Below are 14,273 nucleotides of genomic sequence, written 5' to 3'. Positions count from 1 at the left end.
GCGCGGTGGCGCTTTTCTCACAGGCCACACCCGTCACGCGACGCGCGCCCGCATCGGCGACACCGGCTCCGCCACGGCACCAGCGTGCGGCGGCGCCACCCGGCAGCGAGCCACGCGGGCGCGATCGGCGCAACGACACCGGCCGCACGCATGGCGAACAACGGCGCCGGCGCGGCCGGATGCATGACGATGGCCGTTACGCGAGCTGCTTGTGGAAATACGTCGTCGCGCACGGCGCGCCGTCGGGCATCAACGCATAGTTCGGCACGACGCCGACGCGCTGCCAGCCGGCCCGCTCGTACAGCCGCTCGGCGTCGCCGCCCGTCACCGTGTCGAGCACGAGCACGGTCTTGCCGGCGTCGCGCGCGGCCGCGTCGGCCGCCGCCATCAGTCGCGCGGCGACGCCCTGCCGGCGCGCATGCCGCGACACGAGCATCTTCGCGATGTCCGCGCGATGCGGCTGGTTCTCGGGCTGCGCGGTCACGATCTGCACGGTGCCGACGATCCGGCCGGACGCATCCTCGGCGACAAGCAGGATGCGCTCGTCGTTCGCGACGCCCTCGGCCACACGCGTCCAGAACGCGACGGCGGTCGCCCGCTCGATCGGCAACATGAAGCTGACGGACGCGCCGCCTTCGACGCAATCGATCAGCACGTCGGCCAGCGCATCGACGCAGGCCATCGCTTCGCTTGCGCCGACGCGGCGAACGGTAACAGGTTCGGTCATGCCCTCTCCGGTAGTCAGGTGGGCCGCACGCGCGGGTTCGGCATGGGCCCCAATCGGAACGAACGCGGGCCGGGCGTCGCGGCACGCGCGACGACGGCAGGCGTCCGGCAACGCGGCGCCCGGTCGGCGCGCGTTACCGCCCCATCATCGTACGCGACGAAAATTGTCGTTGCACCGATGGCCACATCGCCTACACTTAGCCAAATGGATAACTTTCAACCCGGCATCAGCGACGTGTTCCACGCCCTCGCCGATCCGACGCGCTGCGCGATCGTCGGCGCGCTCGGCCAGGGCGAGCGGACCGTCTCCGCGCTGGCCGCGCCATTCGACATGGCGCTGCCGTCGTTCATGAAGCACCTCGCCGTGCTCGAGCGCAGCGGCCTCGTGGCGACCCGGAAAGCCGGTCGTTCGCGCACCTGCGCGCTGGTCGGCAGCCGGCTGACCGAGGCCGAGGCATGGCTCGCCGCGCAGCGCGCGCAGTGGGAAGCGCGATCCGATCGTCTCGTCGAATTCGTCGAACGCCGTCACCAGGAGGAGCAAGATGTCAGCCAGCCACGTCGAACCCGCTGAAGCCAATGATCTCGTCATCACGCGCACGTTGCGCGCGCCGCGCCGCGCGCTGTGGCGCGCATGGACCGACCCGGAACTGCTGAAGGAATGGTGGTGCCCGAAACCATGGACCACCGAGGTACGCGCGTTCGACCTGCGGCCGGGCGGCGCCTTCCATACGTTCATGCGCGGCCCCGACGGCGGCACGAGCGACAACCCCGGCTGCTTCCTCGACATCGTGCCGGAATCGCGCATCGCGTTCACGTCGATGCTCGCGGGCGGCTGGCGGCCGCAGACGCCGTGGCTCGGCTTCACGGCGATCGTCACGATGGCCGACGACGACGCGGGCAGCCGCTACGAGGCGCGCGTGATGCACCCCGACGCCGCGACGCGCGAGCGCCACGAAGCGCTCGGCTTTTTCGAGGGCTGGAACACCTGCATCACGCAGCTCGACGCCTTTGCCGCCACGCTGCGCTGAGCGCCGCTTCGCGTGCGGTCATTGCATGCCGCCGCGCCCGCGCCTAGGATTCCTGAAGGAAGCATGACGACACGCCGGGCGCCGGCGTGCACCGTCTCGCACGCTTCGCGGGAGGCGACATGTTGCACACGCACACGCATTCGACCCGGGTCAGCCGGCACCTGAACGCGCCGCGCGGGCGCGTCTATCGCGCGCTGCTCGACCCGCACGCGGTCGAGCAATGGAAAGTGCCCGACGGCATGACGTGCCGCGTACACGCGTACGACACACGGGAAGGCGGCGCGCTGCGGGTGTCGCTGAGCTACGACGCGCCATCGGCCGGCACCGGCAAGACCACCGCGCGCACCGACACCTATCACGGCCGCTTCGTCACGCTGGTGCCCGACCAGCAGATCGTCGAGATCGACGTATTCGAAACCGACGACCCGATGCTGCGCGGCGCGATGACGATCACGATCACGCTGTCCGACGAAGCGGGCGGCACGCGCGTGGACGCCGTGCACGACGGCATACCGCCCGGCGTGCCGGCCGCCGACAACGAGACCGGCTGGCAGATGGCGCTGGCGAAGCTCGCGGCGCTGGTGGAAGCCGCTTAGCGGTCGTTCATTCCGGTGACGAAAGGCGGTGCTGCGGCGCAAAACGCCGCCGCGTGCGACACTGCCGTGCAACCGACAACCGGATCCGCCCGAGGAGACTCCCGCGATGAACGCTCCGCGCACCGCCAGCTGGTATTTCGATTTCGTTTCGCCGTTCGCCTACCTGCAACAGGAACAGTTCGACCGGTTGCCGCCCGCCGCCGCGTTCGAGCCGCGGCCGATCGTGCTCGGTGCGCTGCTCACGCACTGGGGCCAGAAAGCGCCGGCGGAGATTGCGGCCAAACGCGTGTTCACCTATCGGCATGCGCAATACCGCGCGGACAAGCTCGGCATTGCGTTCCGGATGCCACCCGCGCACCCGTTCAATCCGATCAAGCCGCTGCGCCTCGCGATCGCGATGGGCGGCTCACGCGACGCGATCCAGCGGATCTTCCGGCATATCTGGCGCGACGGCGAGGACGTGTCGACGCCGGCAGGTTTCGCCGCGCTGTGCGAAGCCGTCGGCTTCCCGGAAGGCGTGACGGCCGTCGAAGCCCAGCCGGTCAAGGACGCGTTGCGCGCGAACACGGATCGCGCGATCGCCGACGGCGTGTTCGGCGTGCCGACCTTCGTGCTCGACGGCGACCTGTTCTGGGGCGAGGACGCGACCGACATGTTCGTCGACTGCGCGACGTCGCGCGCGTGGCTCGATTCGCCTGAAGTGCGCCGCATCAGCGCGCTGCCCGAAGGGATCCGGCGGGGCTGACGGCGTACCGCCACCCGGGCCGCCTTCCTTCAGCCGTCGCGCCCTTCGACGAGCGCCGGCACGGCCTCGCGCATCATCGCGGCGAACCGCACGAGCCGCGACGGATAGAACTGCGCATGCGGATAAGTCAGGTAGACGGGCAGCGACGCGGCCTCCCATTCGGGGGCGAGGTGCACGAGATCGCCGCGCGCGAGATCGTCGGCGAGCATCCACGACGATCCGACGCACGCGCCGACGCCCAGCAGCGCCGCGCTGCGCAGCGCATACAGGTTCGCGGTCGTGATGCGCGGGCGGATCGCGATGCGCCGCGTGTCGCCGGTGGCCGCATGCGTCAGCGCGAGCTCGTTGCGGTAGTACGTGCGCAACGCGAGCCACGGCAGCGCGGCGAGCGCGTCCGGATCGGCCGGCACGTCGGCGCCGTTCAATATGGACGGCGCGGCGACCACGAAGCGCGGCACCTTCGTCAGCCGGATCGCGACCACGCCGGGATCGGTGGGCTCGCCGACCTGGATCGCGCAATCGATGCCGCTGCCGACGAAATCGCGCACCTCGTCCTGCAGCAGCCACTCGACCGACACGCGCGGATAGTCGCGCAGGAACTGCGCGAGCGGCGCAACGAAACGCTGCTGCCCGAACGCGTGCGGCACCGCGACGCGCAGCAGCCCGTCCGGCTCCTCCTGCGCGCCGCGCAAATCGGCCTCGAACGCCGCCCAGCTCGCCAGCAGCTCCTTCGCTTGCTTGAAGCACCGCTCGCCGTCGACGGTCAGCCGCATCGTATGGGTCGTGCGTTGCAGCAGCCGCATGCCGAGCGAACTTTCCAGCGCCTGCAGCCGGCGGCTGATCGTCGGCTGCGTGGTATGCAGCTGCACGGCGGCCGCCGACAGGCTGCCGGCCTCGACTATGCGCACGAAGGTTTCCATCAGTTCGAAGCGATAGCCCGCACCGTTCACCGGCACCGTCTGAACGCGCGGAGATCCGCCAGCAGCGCGAGAGGGAGGAGATTTTTCGGTCATTCGTGGAGCGTATAACAAATGTGCGCAAGGCGGCACTACCGTCGTCCGCCGAGTACCGCCACACTCGCGTCCAACCCTTTCTTCAACCGAGGATGTACGCGATGTCCACCCCGACCCGTCTCGATGCCGCGCCCCGCGTGGCGCATGCCCCGGCCCGCCCGGCTGCCCATTCGATGCCCGATCGCCGGCTCGTGCTGCTGCTCGCGGCCGCCGCCGGCCTCGGCGTCGCCCCGCTCTACTACGCGCAGCCGATGCTCGGCGCGCTCGCGCCCGATCTCGGCGCGTCGGCGCGGGCGATCGGCTTCGTGCCGACGCTCACGCAGCTCGGCTATGCGCTCGGCATCCTGCTGCTCGCGCCGCTCGGCGACCGCTTCGACCGGCGCCGCGTGATCGTGACCAAGGCCGCCGCGCTGGTCGTCGCGCTGCTGCTGGCCGCCGTCGCGCCGTCGCTCGGCCTGCTGCTCGCGGCGAGCTTCGCGATCGGCCTCGCCGCGACGATGGCGCAGGACGTCGTGCCGGCCGCCGCCACGCTCGCACACGACACGCATCGCGGCCGCATCGTCGGCACCGTGATGACGGGGTTGCTGCTCGGCATCCTGCTGTCGCGCGTCGTGGCCGGATTCGTCGCCGAAACGGCCGGCTGGCGCGCGATGTTCGCGCTCGCGGCCGCCAGCGTCGCCGTGATCGGCGCGGTGGCCGCACGCGGGTTGCCGCGCTTCGAGCCGACCACGCGGCTGCCGTACCGTGCGCTGATCGGCTCGCTCGGCGCGCTGTGGCGCGAGCATTCGGCACTGCGCCGCGCCGCGCTCGCCCAGGGGCTGCTGGCCGTCGGGTTCAGCGCATTCTGGTCGACGCTCGCGGTGATGCTGCACGGTGCGCCGTTCCATCTCGGCAGCGCGGCAGCCGGCGCATTCGGCCTCGCGGGCGCGGCCGGCGCGCTGGCCGCACCGATCGCCGGACGTCTGGCCGACCATCACGGCCCCGAGCGCGTCACGCGTATCGGCATCGGCATCGCGACGGTGTCGTTCGCGTCGATGGCCGCCGCGCCGCTGATGTCGCCGCATGCGCAGCTCGTGCTGCTCGCGCTCGCGACGATCGGCTTCGATCTCGGCGTCCAGGCCACGCTGATCGCGCACCAATCGATCGTCTACCGGATCGATCCCGCGTCGCGCAGCCGTCTCAACGCGGTGCTGTTCGTCGGCATGTTCATCGGGATGGCGGCGGGCGCGGCAATCGGCAGTTCGTTGCTCGCGCAACTGGGCTGGAATGCGGTGACCGCGCTGGCCGTCGTGACGTCGCTGGCCGCGCTCGCCGTGCGGGTGTGGCGCAACTGAAGCCGCGCATCGCGTCACGCCGGCGGGCAGGCCGATGAGGCTTGCCAGCTTTTTTATTTTTTGATCGGCACACGCATGACGCTGCGCCGCCCGGCAGATTCGCGCCACTCCGGCACGGCAATCAATCATTCGGCGCAAGGTCCGCACCGTCCTGCCGAATTGTCCAGTTCAACAAAATATTTTTCCAGCGCGCGTGCATGGCCGCCCGCAAACGTCGGACGATTCGACCCTGCCGCACCACACGGCGCTCGCCCATCCGGCCCCACCACACAGCCCCGGTTTATCAGGGGAATCCCGGTATTTTTTCGCATTTTCTTCGAAATAACGGGTGACATACTTGCCCCCCGTTGCGCTCCGTGCGAGCGCGCTTTTCGATCCAGCCGGCCGCCCGTCATGCGCTGCGCGTCCGCCCGGGTCGCACAGGACATGAACGATTTCGACACCACGATCCAGATCTTCCTCACCCACGTGACGTTCGGCCCGTTGATGAATCACGCGATCCGCGTGATCGCGGGCCTCTACACGTTCAAGGGCTTCGTGCTCGTTCCCGTGCTGTGCTGGCTGTGGTTCCAGCCCGGCCCGCATCGCGAACGGCAACGCGAACTGGTCGTCGCCACCGTCGCGAGCGGGCTCGTCGCGCTCGCCGTCGGCCGCGTGCTCGCGCAGGTGCTGCCGTTCCGCGTGCGGCCGATCTACAACCCCGACCTGCACCTGCACTTCCCGTCGGCCGGACTGCGCGCGGCGACCCTGCAGACATGGAGTTCGTTTCCGAGCGATCACGCGATGCTGTGGATGGCGATCGCCACCGGCATCTTCATCATCGCGCGCCGCGTCGGCATCGTCGCGTTGCTCTATTCGGCCGTATTCATCTGCCTGCCGCGCGCGTATCTCGGCTTTCACTACCCGACCGACCTGATCGCGGGCGCCGCGATCGGCATCGCGATCGCGTGGCTGCTGACGCGCGACGCGATCCGCTCGCGCTTCGCGCCGCGGGTGCTGGAGACGATCCGGCGCTTCCCCGCGCCGGCCTATACGCTCGCGTTCCTGCTGTGCTTCGAGTTGATCACGCAGTTCGACGAACTGCTGACGCTCGCGCAGTCGGCCACGCGCACGATGTGACGGGCACGCGCGCGATGCTGCCGCTGCTGCTGTCGTTCCGTCGCCCCGGCGCGCGCTGCCGGCCCTGTGCGGCCGCGGCACGCCGTGCGACGGCCGCGCCCGTCAGTCGCGATCGGGCGCGCCGAGCGGAAAGAACGAACGATACGGCCGCGCCTCGTCGACCGCGCGCGCAAACGAAGGCCGCGCAAGCAGGCGCTTGCGGTACGCGATCACGTTCGCGAACGCCGGATCGATCCGGTGCGTCCAGTCCGCGTAGAACAGGAACGGCGCCGCGCCGCAATCGGCGAGGCTGAAATGATCGCCGGCCGCCCATTCGCGATCGGCCATCGTCTTGTCGAGCCACGCGTACGACGTATCGAGCATCGCGCGCGCGTCGGCCACCCCGCGCGCATCGCGCTCGGCTTCCGGCCGCAGCGCGTCGAACACGACCTTCTGCTGCGGCGTCGCCACGTAGTTGTCGAAGAAGCGGTCCATCGTCCGCACCTCGAGCGCGGCGCGCGGATCGTCGGGGAGCAGGCGCACGGGGCCCGGATGCGCCAGGCCGAGATACTCGATGATGATCGACGCCTCGATCACCGTGCGGCCCGCGTCGACGAGCACCGGGAAGCGCTTCAGCGGCCACAGCGCGGCCAGTTCCTGCATCGGCTTCGGATCGTCGTGCGCAAGCACGCGATAGTCGAACGGCGTACCGTTCTCGTACAGCGCGGTCAGCACCTTCTGGCAGTAGGACGAAAAGGGATGGGCGTAAAGCGTCGGCATCATCGCGGGTCTCTCAGGGTTTCGGCGCCGCGTCAGGCGGCGCCACATGATCGGATACCTGGACGACGAACGGCGCCGGGCCGTTTCGACACCGGTCCGGATTTTTTTCGAGGGAGCCGGCCTCGGCCGCTACGACCGGCCGTCCATCACGACGCGCCCTTCGGCGCGCCAGCGCAGCATCCCGCCGCCGAGATTCGCGACCGCATCGAAGCCGGCCTGCTTCAGGATCACCGTCGCCTGCGCGGAGCGCCCGCCGGCCCGGCACACGGTCACGACCGGCCGGTCCCGCGCGATTTCGCCGGCGCGCGCGGCCAGTTCGCCGAGCGGAATCGGCGTCGCGCCGGGCAGATGACCGAGCGGGCCCGTGAATTCGTCCGGCTCGCGCACGTCGACGACCTGCACGGCCGGCAGATGATCCTCGAGCCATTGCGGATCGATTTCCCAGAAGCCGGCGAACGTATAGACGAGCGGCGCCCAGCCGGGTGCGGCCTGCGCATCGGGCGCGTTCGCGGCCACGCCGCACCGCAGGTTCGCCGGCACCGCGACGTCGATCTGGCGCGGATGCGCGAGCCCGAGATTGCGCATGTAGCCGGCGAAATCGTCTTCGCTGAGATCGCCGCCGAGGCGCGGGTTGAAGCGCCGCTCCTCGCCGACGCTCGTCACCGTAAGCCCGCGATAGTCGTGCGCCGGATACAGCAGGCACGCGGCCGGCAGCGTGAAGAGCCGGCCGTGCACCGCGCGATACAGCGCACGCGGGTCGCCCTGCTGGAAGTCGGTGCGGCCGGTGCCGCGGATCAGCAGGCAATCGCCGGTGAACGCCATCGATTCGTCGTCGAGCACGAGGCTGATGCAGCCGTTCGTGTGGCCGGGCGTCGCGCGCACGGTCAGGTAGCGCGCGCCGAACGCGCAACGGTCGCCGTCGTTCAGGTAGCGGTCGGCGCCTTGCGCGCCGCTCGCCGCCGAGATCGCGATCGCGCTGCCCGTGTGCTGCTTCAGCAGCCACGCGCCGGTCACGTGATCGGCGTGCACGTGCGTGTCGACGGTCGCGACGAGCCGCAGCCCGAGTTCGTCGAGCAGCGCCGCGTCGCGGCGCACCTGCTCGAACACGGGATCGATCAGCAGCGCCTCGCGCGATGCGCCGTCGGCGAGCAGATACGTGTACGTCGACGACTGCGGGTCGAAAAGTTGCCGGAAGATCATTGCTTTATTGCTCCGTCGCGTGTTCTTCAGTGAGGTGTAGTCGGATCGGCACACTGCATGGCGTCGTCAGACGCGTGCGCCGGCACGACGACATCGCCGCCGCGCGAGCGGCATCGCGCACATTCATACAGCGTAGATCAAAATGCCCGCGCCGCCGCGCCCCATGCGCGGCAACCGATTCCGACGACGAATCGCGCACCGCCGAACGACGTGCCGCGCCGGGACGGCAACGCACGCTGCCTTACACTACGGCCTGTTCTCGTCCCCGATCACAGGAATTGCTCCCGACATGTCGATGACGATCGATCCGAAGCAGGCCGCCGCGCTGCTGGCCGTCGCCGACACCGGCAGCTTCGAGCAGGCGGCCGTGCGCCTGCACGTGACCGCATCCGCCGTCACGCAGCGGGTCCGCGCGCTGGAAGCGAGCCTCGGCACGCCGCTCGTGCTGCGCACGCGGCCGTGCCGCCCGACAGTGGCCGGGCAGCGCGTGCTGCAGCATCTGCGCCGCGTCGCGCTGCTGCAGGCCGACCTCCAGAGCACGCTCGCGGCCGAGCGCGAATCGCCGATCTCCGTGACGATCGCGCTGAACGCCGATAGCCTCGGCACGTGGTTCCTGCCCGCGCTGACGTCGGTGCTCGCGGGCGAGCGGATCCTGTTCGAGCTGATCGTCGAGGATCAGGACCACACGTTCGCGCTGCTCGAAAGCGGGATGGCGGTCGGCTGCGTGACGACCGAGCCGAAGCCGATGCGCGGCTGCCTCGCGACGCCGCTCGGCACGATGCGCTACCGGCTGCTCGCGGCCGCCGCGTTCGCGGTGCGCTGGTTTCCACGCGGGCTGAACCGTACGAGTGCGCGCCACGCGCCCGTCGTCGCGTATTCGCGGCGCGACACGCTGCAATCGTCGTTTCTGAAGGAGAAGTTCGGGCTGCCCGAAGGCGCGTATCCATGCCACTACGTGCCGGGCACCCATTCGCACTTCGCGGCGGTACGGCACGGGCTCGGCTACGCGATGGTGCCGGAGCCGCTGATCGGCGCAGCGCCGCTCGATGCGCAGGGGCTCGTCGATCTCGCGCCCGCGCATCCGACCGACGTCACGCTGTACTGGCACGCGTGGACCGTGCAGTCGCCGACGATGGCGTCGCTGTCCGCGCGGGTGGTCGAAGCGGCGCGCCGGCTGCTCGCGCCGTTGCCGTGACGCGCCGGCGGGCGCGCGGGCGATCGACACGGCCGGCGCGGTGCGCACTGCGGCGAGAAAAGTCGGCCGCGCCGCCTATACTTTTTCCATCGGCCTCGCGAACGCGCCGCGCGGCCGATCATCCAGGTCCGGCCGTTCCCTTTCGTGTGAGGAGAACATCATGTCCCGCCGCTATATCGATTGCCGCGAGTTTCCCAGCGCGATGCATTGCTCGGTCGCCATTTCCGCCGACTCCGACAACGAACTGCTCGAGGCCGCCGTGCAACATGCGGTCTCGGTACACCAGCACACCGACAGCGCCGAACTGCGCACGCAACTGAAATCGCTGTTCCACGACGGCACGCCGCCCGTCGACACGCCGTCGCAAGCGTAATCCGCCCGCGCGGCAACGATCGACCCCCTACATGCCGCGTCGTCCCTCGGGGTTTTGCGTCATGCCACGTCGCGCCGGCCCGTCGCCGGCCGGCGCATTCCGCTTCACGCGCGACGCTGCGCGAAATACGCGCCGACCGCGTCGATGAACGTGTCGATGTCCGCGCGCGACACGTCGCAGTGCGTGACGAAGCGGGACGCATACAGCATCTGCGTGAGGATGCCGCGTTCCTTGAGCCACGCCTCGAGCGGCGCGCAATCGGCTTCGGGGAATTGCGCGAACACCATGTTCGTCGCATGCGACAGCACCTTCACCGAATCGATGCGCGCGAGGCCGGCCGCGAGATGCGCGGCATTCGCATGATCGTCCGCGAGCCGCTCGACGTTGTGATCGAGCGCATACAGGCACGCCGCCGCGAGAATGCCCGACTGCCGCATCCCGCCGCCCAGCACCTTGCGCCAGCGCTGAGCGCGCTCGATCAGCGCACGGCTGCCGACCAGCACCGAGCCGACCGGCGCACCGAGCCCTTTCGAGAAGCAGATCGACACGGTGTCGAACGGCGCGCACAGCTCGACGATCGGGCGCCCCGACGCGACGGCCGCGTTGCACACGCGCGCGCCGTCGAGGTGCGTCGACAACCCGCGGCCGCGCGCGAACGCGACGGCTTCCTGCACATAGCCTTCCGGCAACACCTGGCCGCCGATCGTGTTTTCGAGCGCGAGCAGGCGCGTACGCGCAAAGTGATTGTCGAGCGGCTTGATCGCCGCGGCGATCTTCGCGAGCGGCAGCGTGCCGTCCGGCGCGTTCTCGATCGGTTGCGGCTGGATGCTGCCGAGCACGGCCGCGCCGCCGCCTTCGTACTTGTAGGTGTGCGCGAGCTGGCCGACGATGTACTCGTCGCCGCGCTCGCAATGCGACATCAGCGCGGCCAGGTTGCTCTGCGTGCCGCTCGGGAAGAACAGGCCGGCTTCCTTGCCGGCCCGCTCGGCCGTCACCGCCTGCAGACGCAGGACGGTCGGGTCGTCGCCCCAGACGTCGTCGCCGGTTTCGGCGGCGGTCATTGCGGCCAGCATCGCCTGGCTCGGACGTGTCACGGTATCGCTGCGTAAATCGATCATCGCTGTGCCCTGGGTAAACGCGAGCCGGAACCGATGCGCCCGGCCCTGCCGAAACGAAGCTGAGAGTGTACGCAATTCGCGCGGCGCCTGCCGGCCGCCGCCGCGCGCGCCGATTCCGGACGCGCGACGTCGTTCCGATGACGCGACGCGCCATATTGACGCACGTGCGTCAGACCGCCACGCCGCGGCCGCACGCGCGGCGAGCGGCCTTCTTGATACGAATCAAGGATTTACCGCAAAACCGGGCGCGACGGGCTGGACATCTGCGACGAGTTGGCGCATTTCGCGGTGCAACATCGCGGCCCATACTCCAGCCAACCCCGACGCCAGTCCGCCGGGGTCCGTCGGCACCCGCCGGCGGGTATCGTCAAGCCTCGGTCAACTGGTATGGACACCGCATTTTCGGCCCTCGATCTGGCCCGCCTGCAATTCGCGTTCACCGTCTCCTTTCACATCGTCTTCCCGGCACTGAGCATCGGCCTCGCCAGCTTCATCGCCGTGCTCGAATACCGCTGGCTCAAGACCGGCAAGCAGTACTACAAAACCCTCTGCCTGTTCTGGTCGAAGATCTTCGCGGTCGCGTTCGGGATGGGCGTCGTGTCCGGCGTCGTGATGAGCTATCAGTTCGGCACCAACTGGTCGGGCTTCTCGAGCTTCGCCGGCGCCGTCACCGGGCCGCTGCTGATGTACGAGGTCATGACCGCGTTCTTCCTCGAGGCCGGCTTCCTCGGCATCATGCTGTTCGGCTGGAATCGCGTGAGCCCGCGCGCGCACTTCGGCGCGACGCTGATGGTCGCGATCGGCACGCTGATCTCGACGTTCTGGATCCTCGCGTCGAACAGCTGGATGCAGACGCCGCAGGGCTTCGAGATCGTCGACGGCCGCGTCGTGCCGACCGACTGGTTCGCGATCATCTTCAACCCGTCGTTCCCGTACCGCCTGTTCCACATGGCGATCGCCGCGTTCATCGTCGCCGCGCTGGTGGTGGCCGCGACCGGCGCGTGGCACCTGCTGAAGGGCCGCCGCGACAAGGGCGTGAAGAAGATGTTCTCGATGGCGCTGTGGCTGCTGCTGGTGCTCGCGCCGCTGCAGGCCGTGATCGGCGACCAGCACGGCATCAACACGCTGAAGCATCAGCCCGCGAAGATCGCCGCGATCGAGGGGCTGTGGGAAACCGAAAAGGGCGGCACCGCGCTCAACCTGTTCGGCATTCCGGACATGAAGGCCGAAACGACCCGCTACGCGGTGAAGGTGCCGCACCTGGGCAGCCTGATCCTCACGCACAGCTGGGACGGCGAGATCCGCGGGCTGAAGGATTTCCCGCCGCAAGACCGCCCGAATTCGACGGTCGTGTTCTGGAGCTTCCGGATCATGGTCGGCCTCGGCTTCGCGATGATCGGCCTCGCCGCGCTCGCGTGGCTGCTGCGCCGCCGCGGCCGCCTGTATGAATCGAAGTGGTTCCAGCGCTTCGCGCTCGTGATGGGCCCGACCGGGTTCGTGTCGCTGCTCGCGGGCTGGGTGACGACCGAAGCCGGCCGCCAGCCGTGGGTCGTCTATGGCGTGATGCGCACCGCGCAGGCCGTGTCGCCGCTGTCGGTGCAGCAAGTGAGCCTGTCGATGATGACGTTCGTGATCGTGTACTTCCTCGTGTTCGGCACCGGCGTGTACTACATGCTGAAGCTGATGAAGGCCGGCCCGGCGCTGCCCGACGTCAAGCACGACGCGAAACACGACCTGCCCGATACGCGCCCCGATCACACCGCGCGCCGCCCGATGTCGGCCGTCGACGAGCTGATCGAGACCGTCTGAGCCCATCCCATTCGCATACGAGAAAACCTATGGACGTCACCGTAATCTGGGCCGCGATCATCGCATTGGGGCTCTTCATGTACGTCGTGCTCGACGGCTTCGACCTCGGCATCGGCATCGTCTTCCCGTTCTTCCCGGACGAGAAGGAACGCGACCTGATGATGAACACCGTCGCGCCCGTATGGGACGGCAACGAGACGTGGCTCGTGCTCGGCGGCGCCGGGCTGTTCGCGGTGTTTCCGATCGTCTATTCGACGGTGCTGTCGGCGCTGTATCTGCCGCTGATCTTCATGCTGGTGTGCCTGATCTTCCGCGGCGTGTCGTTCGAGATCCGCGCGAAGGCGCGACGCACGAAGCAGCTGTGGGATCTCGCGTTCATCGGCGGCTCGGCCGGCGCGACGCTGTTCCAGGGCATCGCGCTCGGCGCGTTCCTGCAGGGCATCGACGTGAAGGACGGCGTGTACGCCGGCGGCGCGTTCGACTGGCTCACGCCGTTCAGCCTGCTGACGGGCCTCGGCCTGATCGTCACGTACGCGCTGCTCGGCTGCTGCTGGCTCGTCGCGAAGACCGAAGGCGACCTGCAGCGCCGCCTGCATCGCGTCGTGTGGCCGCTGACCGTCGTGCTGCTCGGCTTCATCGCGGTGGTCAGCCTGTGGACGCCGCTGCAGGACCCGGCCATCGCGCAGCGCTGGTTCGATTCGGGGCTGTTCTGGCGTCTGCTGCCGGTGCCGTTCCTGGTGGCCGCGTGCGCGGTGTGGATGCGCCGCGCGGTGCGCGGCCGGCACGACATGACGCCGTTCGTGCTCGCGCTGGCGCTGGTGCTGCTCGGCTACGTCGGCCTGCTCGTCACGCTGTTCCCGTACGCGATTCCGCAGACGATGACGATCTGGGAAGCGGCGGCGCCGCGTTCGAGCCAGACCTTCACGCTGGTCGGCGCAGCGGTTATCCTCCCGATCATCATCGCCTACACGACGATGGGTTACTGGGTATTCCGAGGCAAGGTGCGCCATGAAGACCAGCATTACTACCACCACTGATTCCACTGCCGGCCAGCCCGGCGCGCCGCGGCCGCGGATGCGCGGCTGGATGTGGTTCGTCGTTCTGTGGGCGGGCGGCGTGATCGGCGCCGTCACGCTCGGCTATGCGTTCAAGATCTTCATGAACCTGACGCTGTTTGCGGTGAAGTAGGCCGCAGCGGCCGCCCGGGTCGAACGAGGGTCGGGGCGGCCGTTTTGTCGTTGACGGCCGATTCCGGCAG

At 69.2% G+C, this 14,273-nt stretch carries 16 protein-coding genes; 11 read left to right on the top strand and 5 right to left on the bottom strand.

The window, feature by feature from the left end:
- Nucleotides 1-196: 196 nt before the first annotated feature.
- Nucleotides 197-727, bottom strand: a complete 531-nt coding sequence (locus WS64_RS26980; protein WP_059641426.1) for a GNAT family N-acetyltransferase — start codon at nt 725-727, stop codon at nt 197-199.
- Between the two features lie 204 nt (nt 728-931).
- Between WS64_RS26980 and WS64_RS26975 the strand changes: the two genes are divergently transcribed.
- From WS64_RS26975 to WS64_RS26960, 4 genes are all read left to right on the top strand, one after another.
- Complete coding sequence (locus WS64_RS26975; protein ID WP_059641423.1) at nt 932-1,297, top strand: ArsR/SmtB family transcription factor; 366 nt, start codon at nt 932-934, stop codon at nt 1,295-1,297.
- Nucleotides 1,269-1,754: an SRPBCC family protein gene (locus WS64_RS26970; RefSeq protein WP_060968248.1), complete on the top strand. Its 486-nt coding sequence runs from the start codon at nt 1,269-1,271 to the stop codon at nt 1,752-1,754. The genes WS64_RS26975 and WS64_RS26970 overlap by 29 nt, the downstream gene beginning before the upstream one ends.
- 119 nt (nt 1,755-1,873) lie before the next feature.
- The gene (locus WS64_RS26965; RefSeq protein WP_059581866.1) at nt 1,874-2,350 is read left to right on the top strand and encodes an SRPBCC family protein; all 477 of its coding nucleotides are present in this window, start codon (nt 1,874-1,876) and stop codon (nt 2,348-2,350) included.
- A 106-nt stretch (nt 2,351-2,456) separates the two neighbouring features.
- Nucleotides 2,457-3,095, top strand: coding sequence for a 2-hydroxychromene-2-carboxylate isomerase (locus WS64_RS26960; RefSeq protein WP_060968247.1), 639 nt, complete (start codon nt 2,457-2,459; stop codon nt 3,093-3,095).
- 29 nt (nt 3,096-3,124) lie between these two features.
- On the opposite strand, the gene WS64_RS26955 is transcribed toward WS64_RS26960, so the two are convergent.
- On the bottom strand, nt 3,125-4,108 hold the full coding sequence (locus WS64_RS26955; RefSeq protein ID WP_059581861.1) for a LysR family transcriptional regulator: 984 nt from the start codon (nt 4,106-4,108) through the stop codon (nt 3,125-3,127).
- Between the two features lie 101 nt (nt 4,109-4,209).
- Between WS64_RS26955 and WS64_RS26950 the strand changes: the two genes are divergently transcribed.
- Nucleotides 4,210-5,442, top strand: a complete 1,233-nt coding sequence (locus WS64_RS26950) for an MFS transporter (protein ID WP_060968605.1) — start codon at nt 4,210-4,212, stop codon at nt 5,440-5,442.
- 426 nt (nt 5,443-5,868) lie between these two features.
- Nucleotides 5,869-6,561 carry a phosphatase PAP2 family protein gene (locus tag WS64_RS26945; RefSeq protein ID WP_060968604.1) on the top strand — a complete coding sequence of 231 codons (693 nt, stop codon included), beginning with the start codon at nt 5,869-5,871 and terminating at the stop codon, nt 6,559-6,561.
- Nucleotides 6,562-6,663: 102 nt separating this feature from the next.
- Here the strand turns inward: WS64_RS26945 and WS64_RS26940 are convergent, their stop codons facing one another.
- A complete protein-coding gene (locus tag WS64_RS26940) occupies nt 6,664-7,323 on the bottom strand; it encodes a glutathione S-transferase family protein (protein ID WP_059641414.1) in 660 nt (219 codons plus the stop codon).
- A gap of 126 nt (nt 7,324-7,449) precedes the next feature.
- On the bottom strand, nt 7,450-8,520 hold the full coding sequence (locus WS64_RS26935; protein ID WP_060011231.1) for a rhodanese-like domain-containing protein: 1,071 nt from the start codon (nt 8,518-8,520) through the stop codon (nt 7,450-7,452).
- 289 nt (nt 8,521-8,809) lie between these two features.
- Here WS64_RS26935 and WS64_RS26930 point away from each other — a divergent pair, with 289 nt between their 5' ends.
- Together WS64_RS26930 and WS64_RS26925 are read left to right on the top strand one after the other, a co-directional pair.
- Complete coding sequence (locus WS64_RS26930; protein WP_059641408.1) at nt 8,810-9,715, top strand: HTH-type transcriptional regulator ArgP; 906 nt, start codon at nt 8,810-8,812, stop codon at nt 9,713-9,715.
- 160 nt (nt 9,716-9,875) lie between these two features.
- Nucleotides 9,876-10,088, top strand: a complete 213-nt coding sequence (locus WS64_RS26925) for a DUF1059 domain-containing protein (protein ID WP_059581851.1) — start codon at nt 9,876-9,878, stop codon at nt 10,086-10,088.
- Nucleotides 10,089-10,192: 104 nt separating this feature from the next.
- Here the strand turns inward: WS64_RS26925 and ltaE are convergent, their stop codons facing one another.
- Nucleotides 10,193-11,206, bottom strand: coding sequence for a low-specificity L-threonine aldolase (ltaE, locus tag WS64_RS26920; protein ID WP_060968246.1), 1,014 nt, complete (start codon nt 11,204-11,206; stop codon nt 10,193-10,195).
- Nucleotides 11,207-11,593: 387 nt separating this feature from the next.
- On the opposite strand from ltaE, the gene WS64_RS26915 reads away from it, so the two are divergent.
- From WS64_RS26915 to WS64_RS26905, 3 genes are read left to right on the top strand one after another with little or no spacing between them, the layout of a single operon-like run.
- Entirely contained in the window at nt 11,594-13,015 is a 1,422-nt protein-coding gene (locus WS64_RS26915) for a cytochrome ubiquinol oxidase subunit I (RefSeq protein ID WP_060968245.1), read from the top strand.
- 29 nt (nt 13,016-13,044) lie between these two features.
- The gene (gene cydB / locus WS64_RS26910) at nt 13,045-14,052 is read left to right on the top strand and encodes a cytochrome d ubiquinol oxidase subunit II (RefSeq protein WP_060317393.1); all 1,008 of its coding nucleotides are present in this window, start codon (nt 13,045-13,047) and stop codon (nt 14,050-14,052) included.
- Nucleotides 14,024-14,203 carry a hypothetical protein gene (locus WS64_RS26905; protein WP_050012191.1) on the top strand — a complete coding sequence of 60 codons (180 nt, stop codon included), beginning with the start codon at nt 14,024-14,026 and terminating at the stop codon, nt 14,201-14,203. Before cydB ends, WS64_RS26905 begins: the two co-directional genes overlap by 29 nt.
- Nucleotides 14,204-14,273 lie beyond the last annotated feature (70 nt).

Origin of the sequence: Burkholderia anthina, assembly GCF_001547525.1 — a bacterium.
In the GTDB taxonomy this organism is placed as follows: domain Bacteria; phylum Pseudomonadota; class Gammaproteobacteria; order Burkholderiales; family Burkholderiaceae; genus Burkholderia; species Burkholderia semiarida.
Note: the sequence above shows the minus strand (reverse complement) of the source record. Positions and strands in the feature narration are given on the sequence as shown.

Bases quoted from the DNA above. Each gene is read 5' to 3' on its own strand.
- WS64_RS26980 (WP_059641426.1), bottom strand. From the start codon at position 727: ATGACCGAACCTGTTACCGTTCGCCGCGTCGGCGCAAGCGAAGCGATG.
- WS64_RS26975 (WP_059641423.1), top strand. From the start codon at position 932: ATGGATAACTTTCAACCCGGCATCAGCGACGTGTTCCACGCCCTCGCC.
- WS64_RS26970 (WP_060968248.1), top strand. From the start codon at position 1,269: ATGTCAGCCAGCCACGTCGAACCCGCTGAAGCCAATGATCTCGTCATC.
- WS64_RS26965 (WP_059581866.1), top strand. From the start codon at position 1,874: ATGTTGCACACGCACACGCATTCGACCCGGGTCAGCCGGCACCTGAAC.
- WS64_RS26960 (WP_060968247.1), top strand. From the start codon at position 2,457: ATGAACGCTCCGCGCACCGCCAGCTGGTATTTCGATTTCGTTTCGCCG.
- WS64_RS26955 (WP_059581861.1), bottom strand. From the start codon at position 4,108: ATGACCGAAAAATCTCCTCCCTCTCGCGCTGCTGGCGGATCTCCGCGC.
- WS64_RS26950 (WP_060968605.1), top strand. From the start codon at position 4,210: ATGTCCACCCCGACCCGTCTCGATGCCGCGCCCCGCGTGGCGCATGCC.
- WS64_RS26945 (WP_060968604.1), top strand. From the start codon at position 5,869: ATGAACGATTTCGACACCACGATCCAGATCTTCCTCACCCACGTGACG.
- WS64_RS26940 (WP_059641414.1), bottom strand. From the start codon at position 7,323: ATGATGCCGACGCTTTACGCCCATCCCTTTTCGTCCTACTGCCAGAAG.
- WS64_RS26935 (WP_060011231.1), bottom strand. From the start codon at position 8,520: ATGATCTTCCGGCAACTTTTCGACCCGCAGTCGTCGACGTACACGTAT.
- WS64_RS26930 (WP_059641408.1), top strand. From the start codon at position 8,810: ATGTCGATGACGATCGATCCGAAGCAGGCCGCCGCGCTGCTGGCCGTC.
- WS64_RS26925 (WP_059581851.1), top strand. From the start codon at position 9,876: ATGTCCCGCCGCTATATCGATTGCCGCGAGTTTCCCAGCGCGATGCAT.
- ltaE (WP_060968246.1), bottom strand. From the start codon at position 11,206: ATGATCGATTTACGCAGCGATACCGTGACACGTCCGAGCCAGGCGATG.
- WS64_RS26915 (WP_060968245.1), top strand. From the start codon at position 11,594: ATGGACACCGCATTTTCGGCCCTCGATCTGGCCCGCCTGCAATTCGCG.
- cydB (WP_060317393.1), top strand. From the start codon at position 13,045: ATGGACGTCACCGTAATCTGGGCCGCGATCATCGCATTGGGGCTCTTC.
- WS64_RS26905 (WP_050012191.1), top strand. From the start codon at position 14,024: ATGAAGACCAGCATTACTACCACCACTGATTCCACTGCCGGCCAGCCC.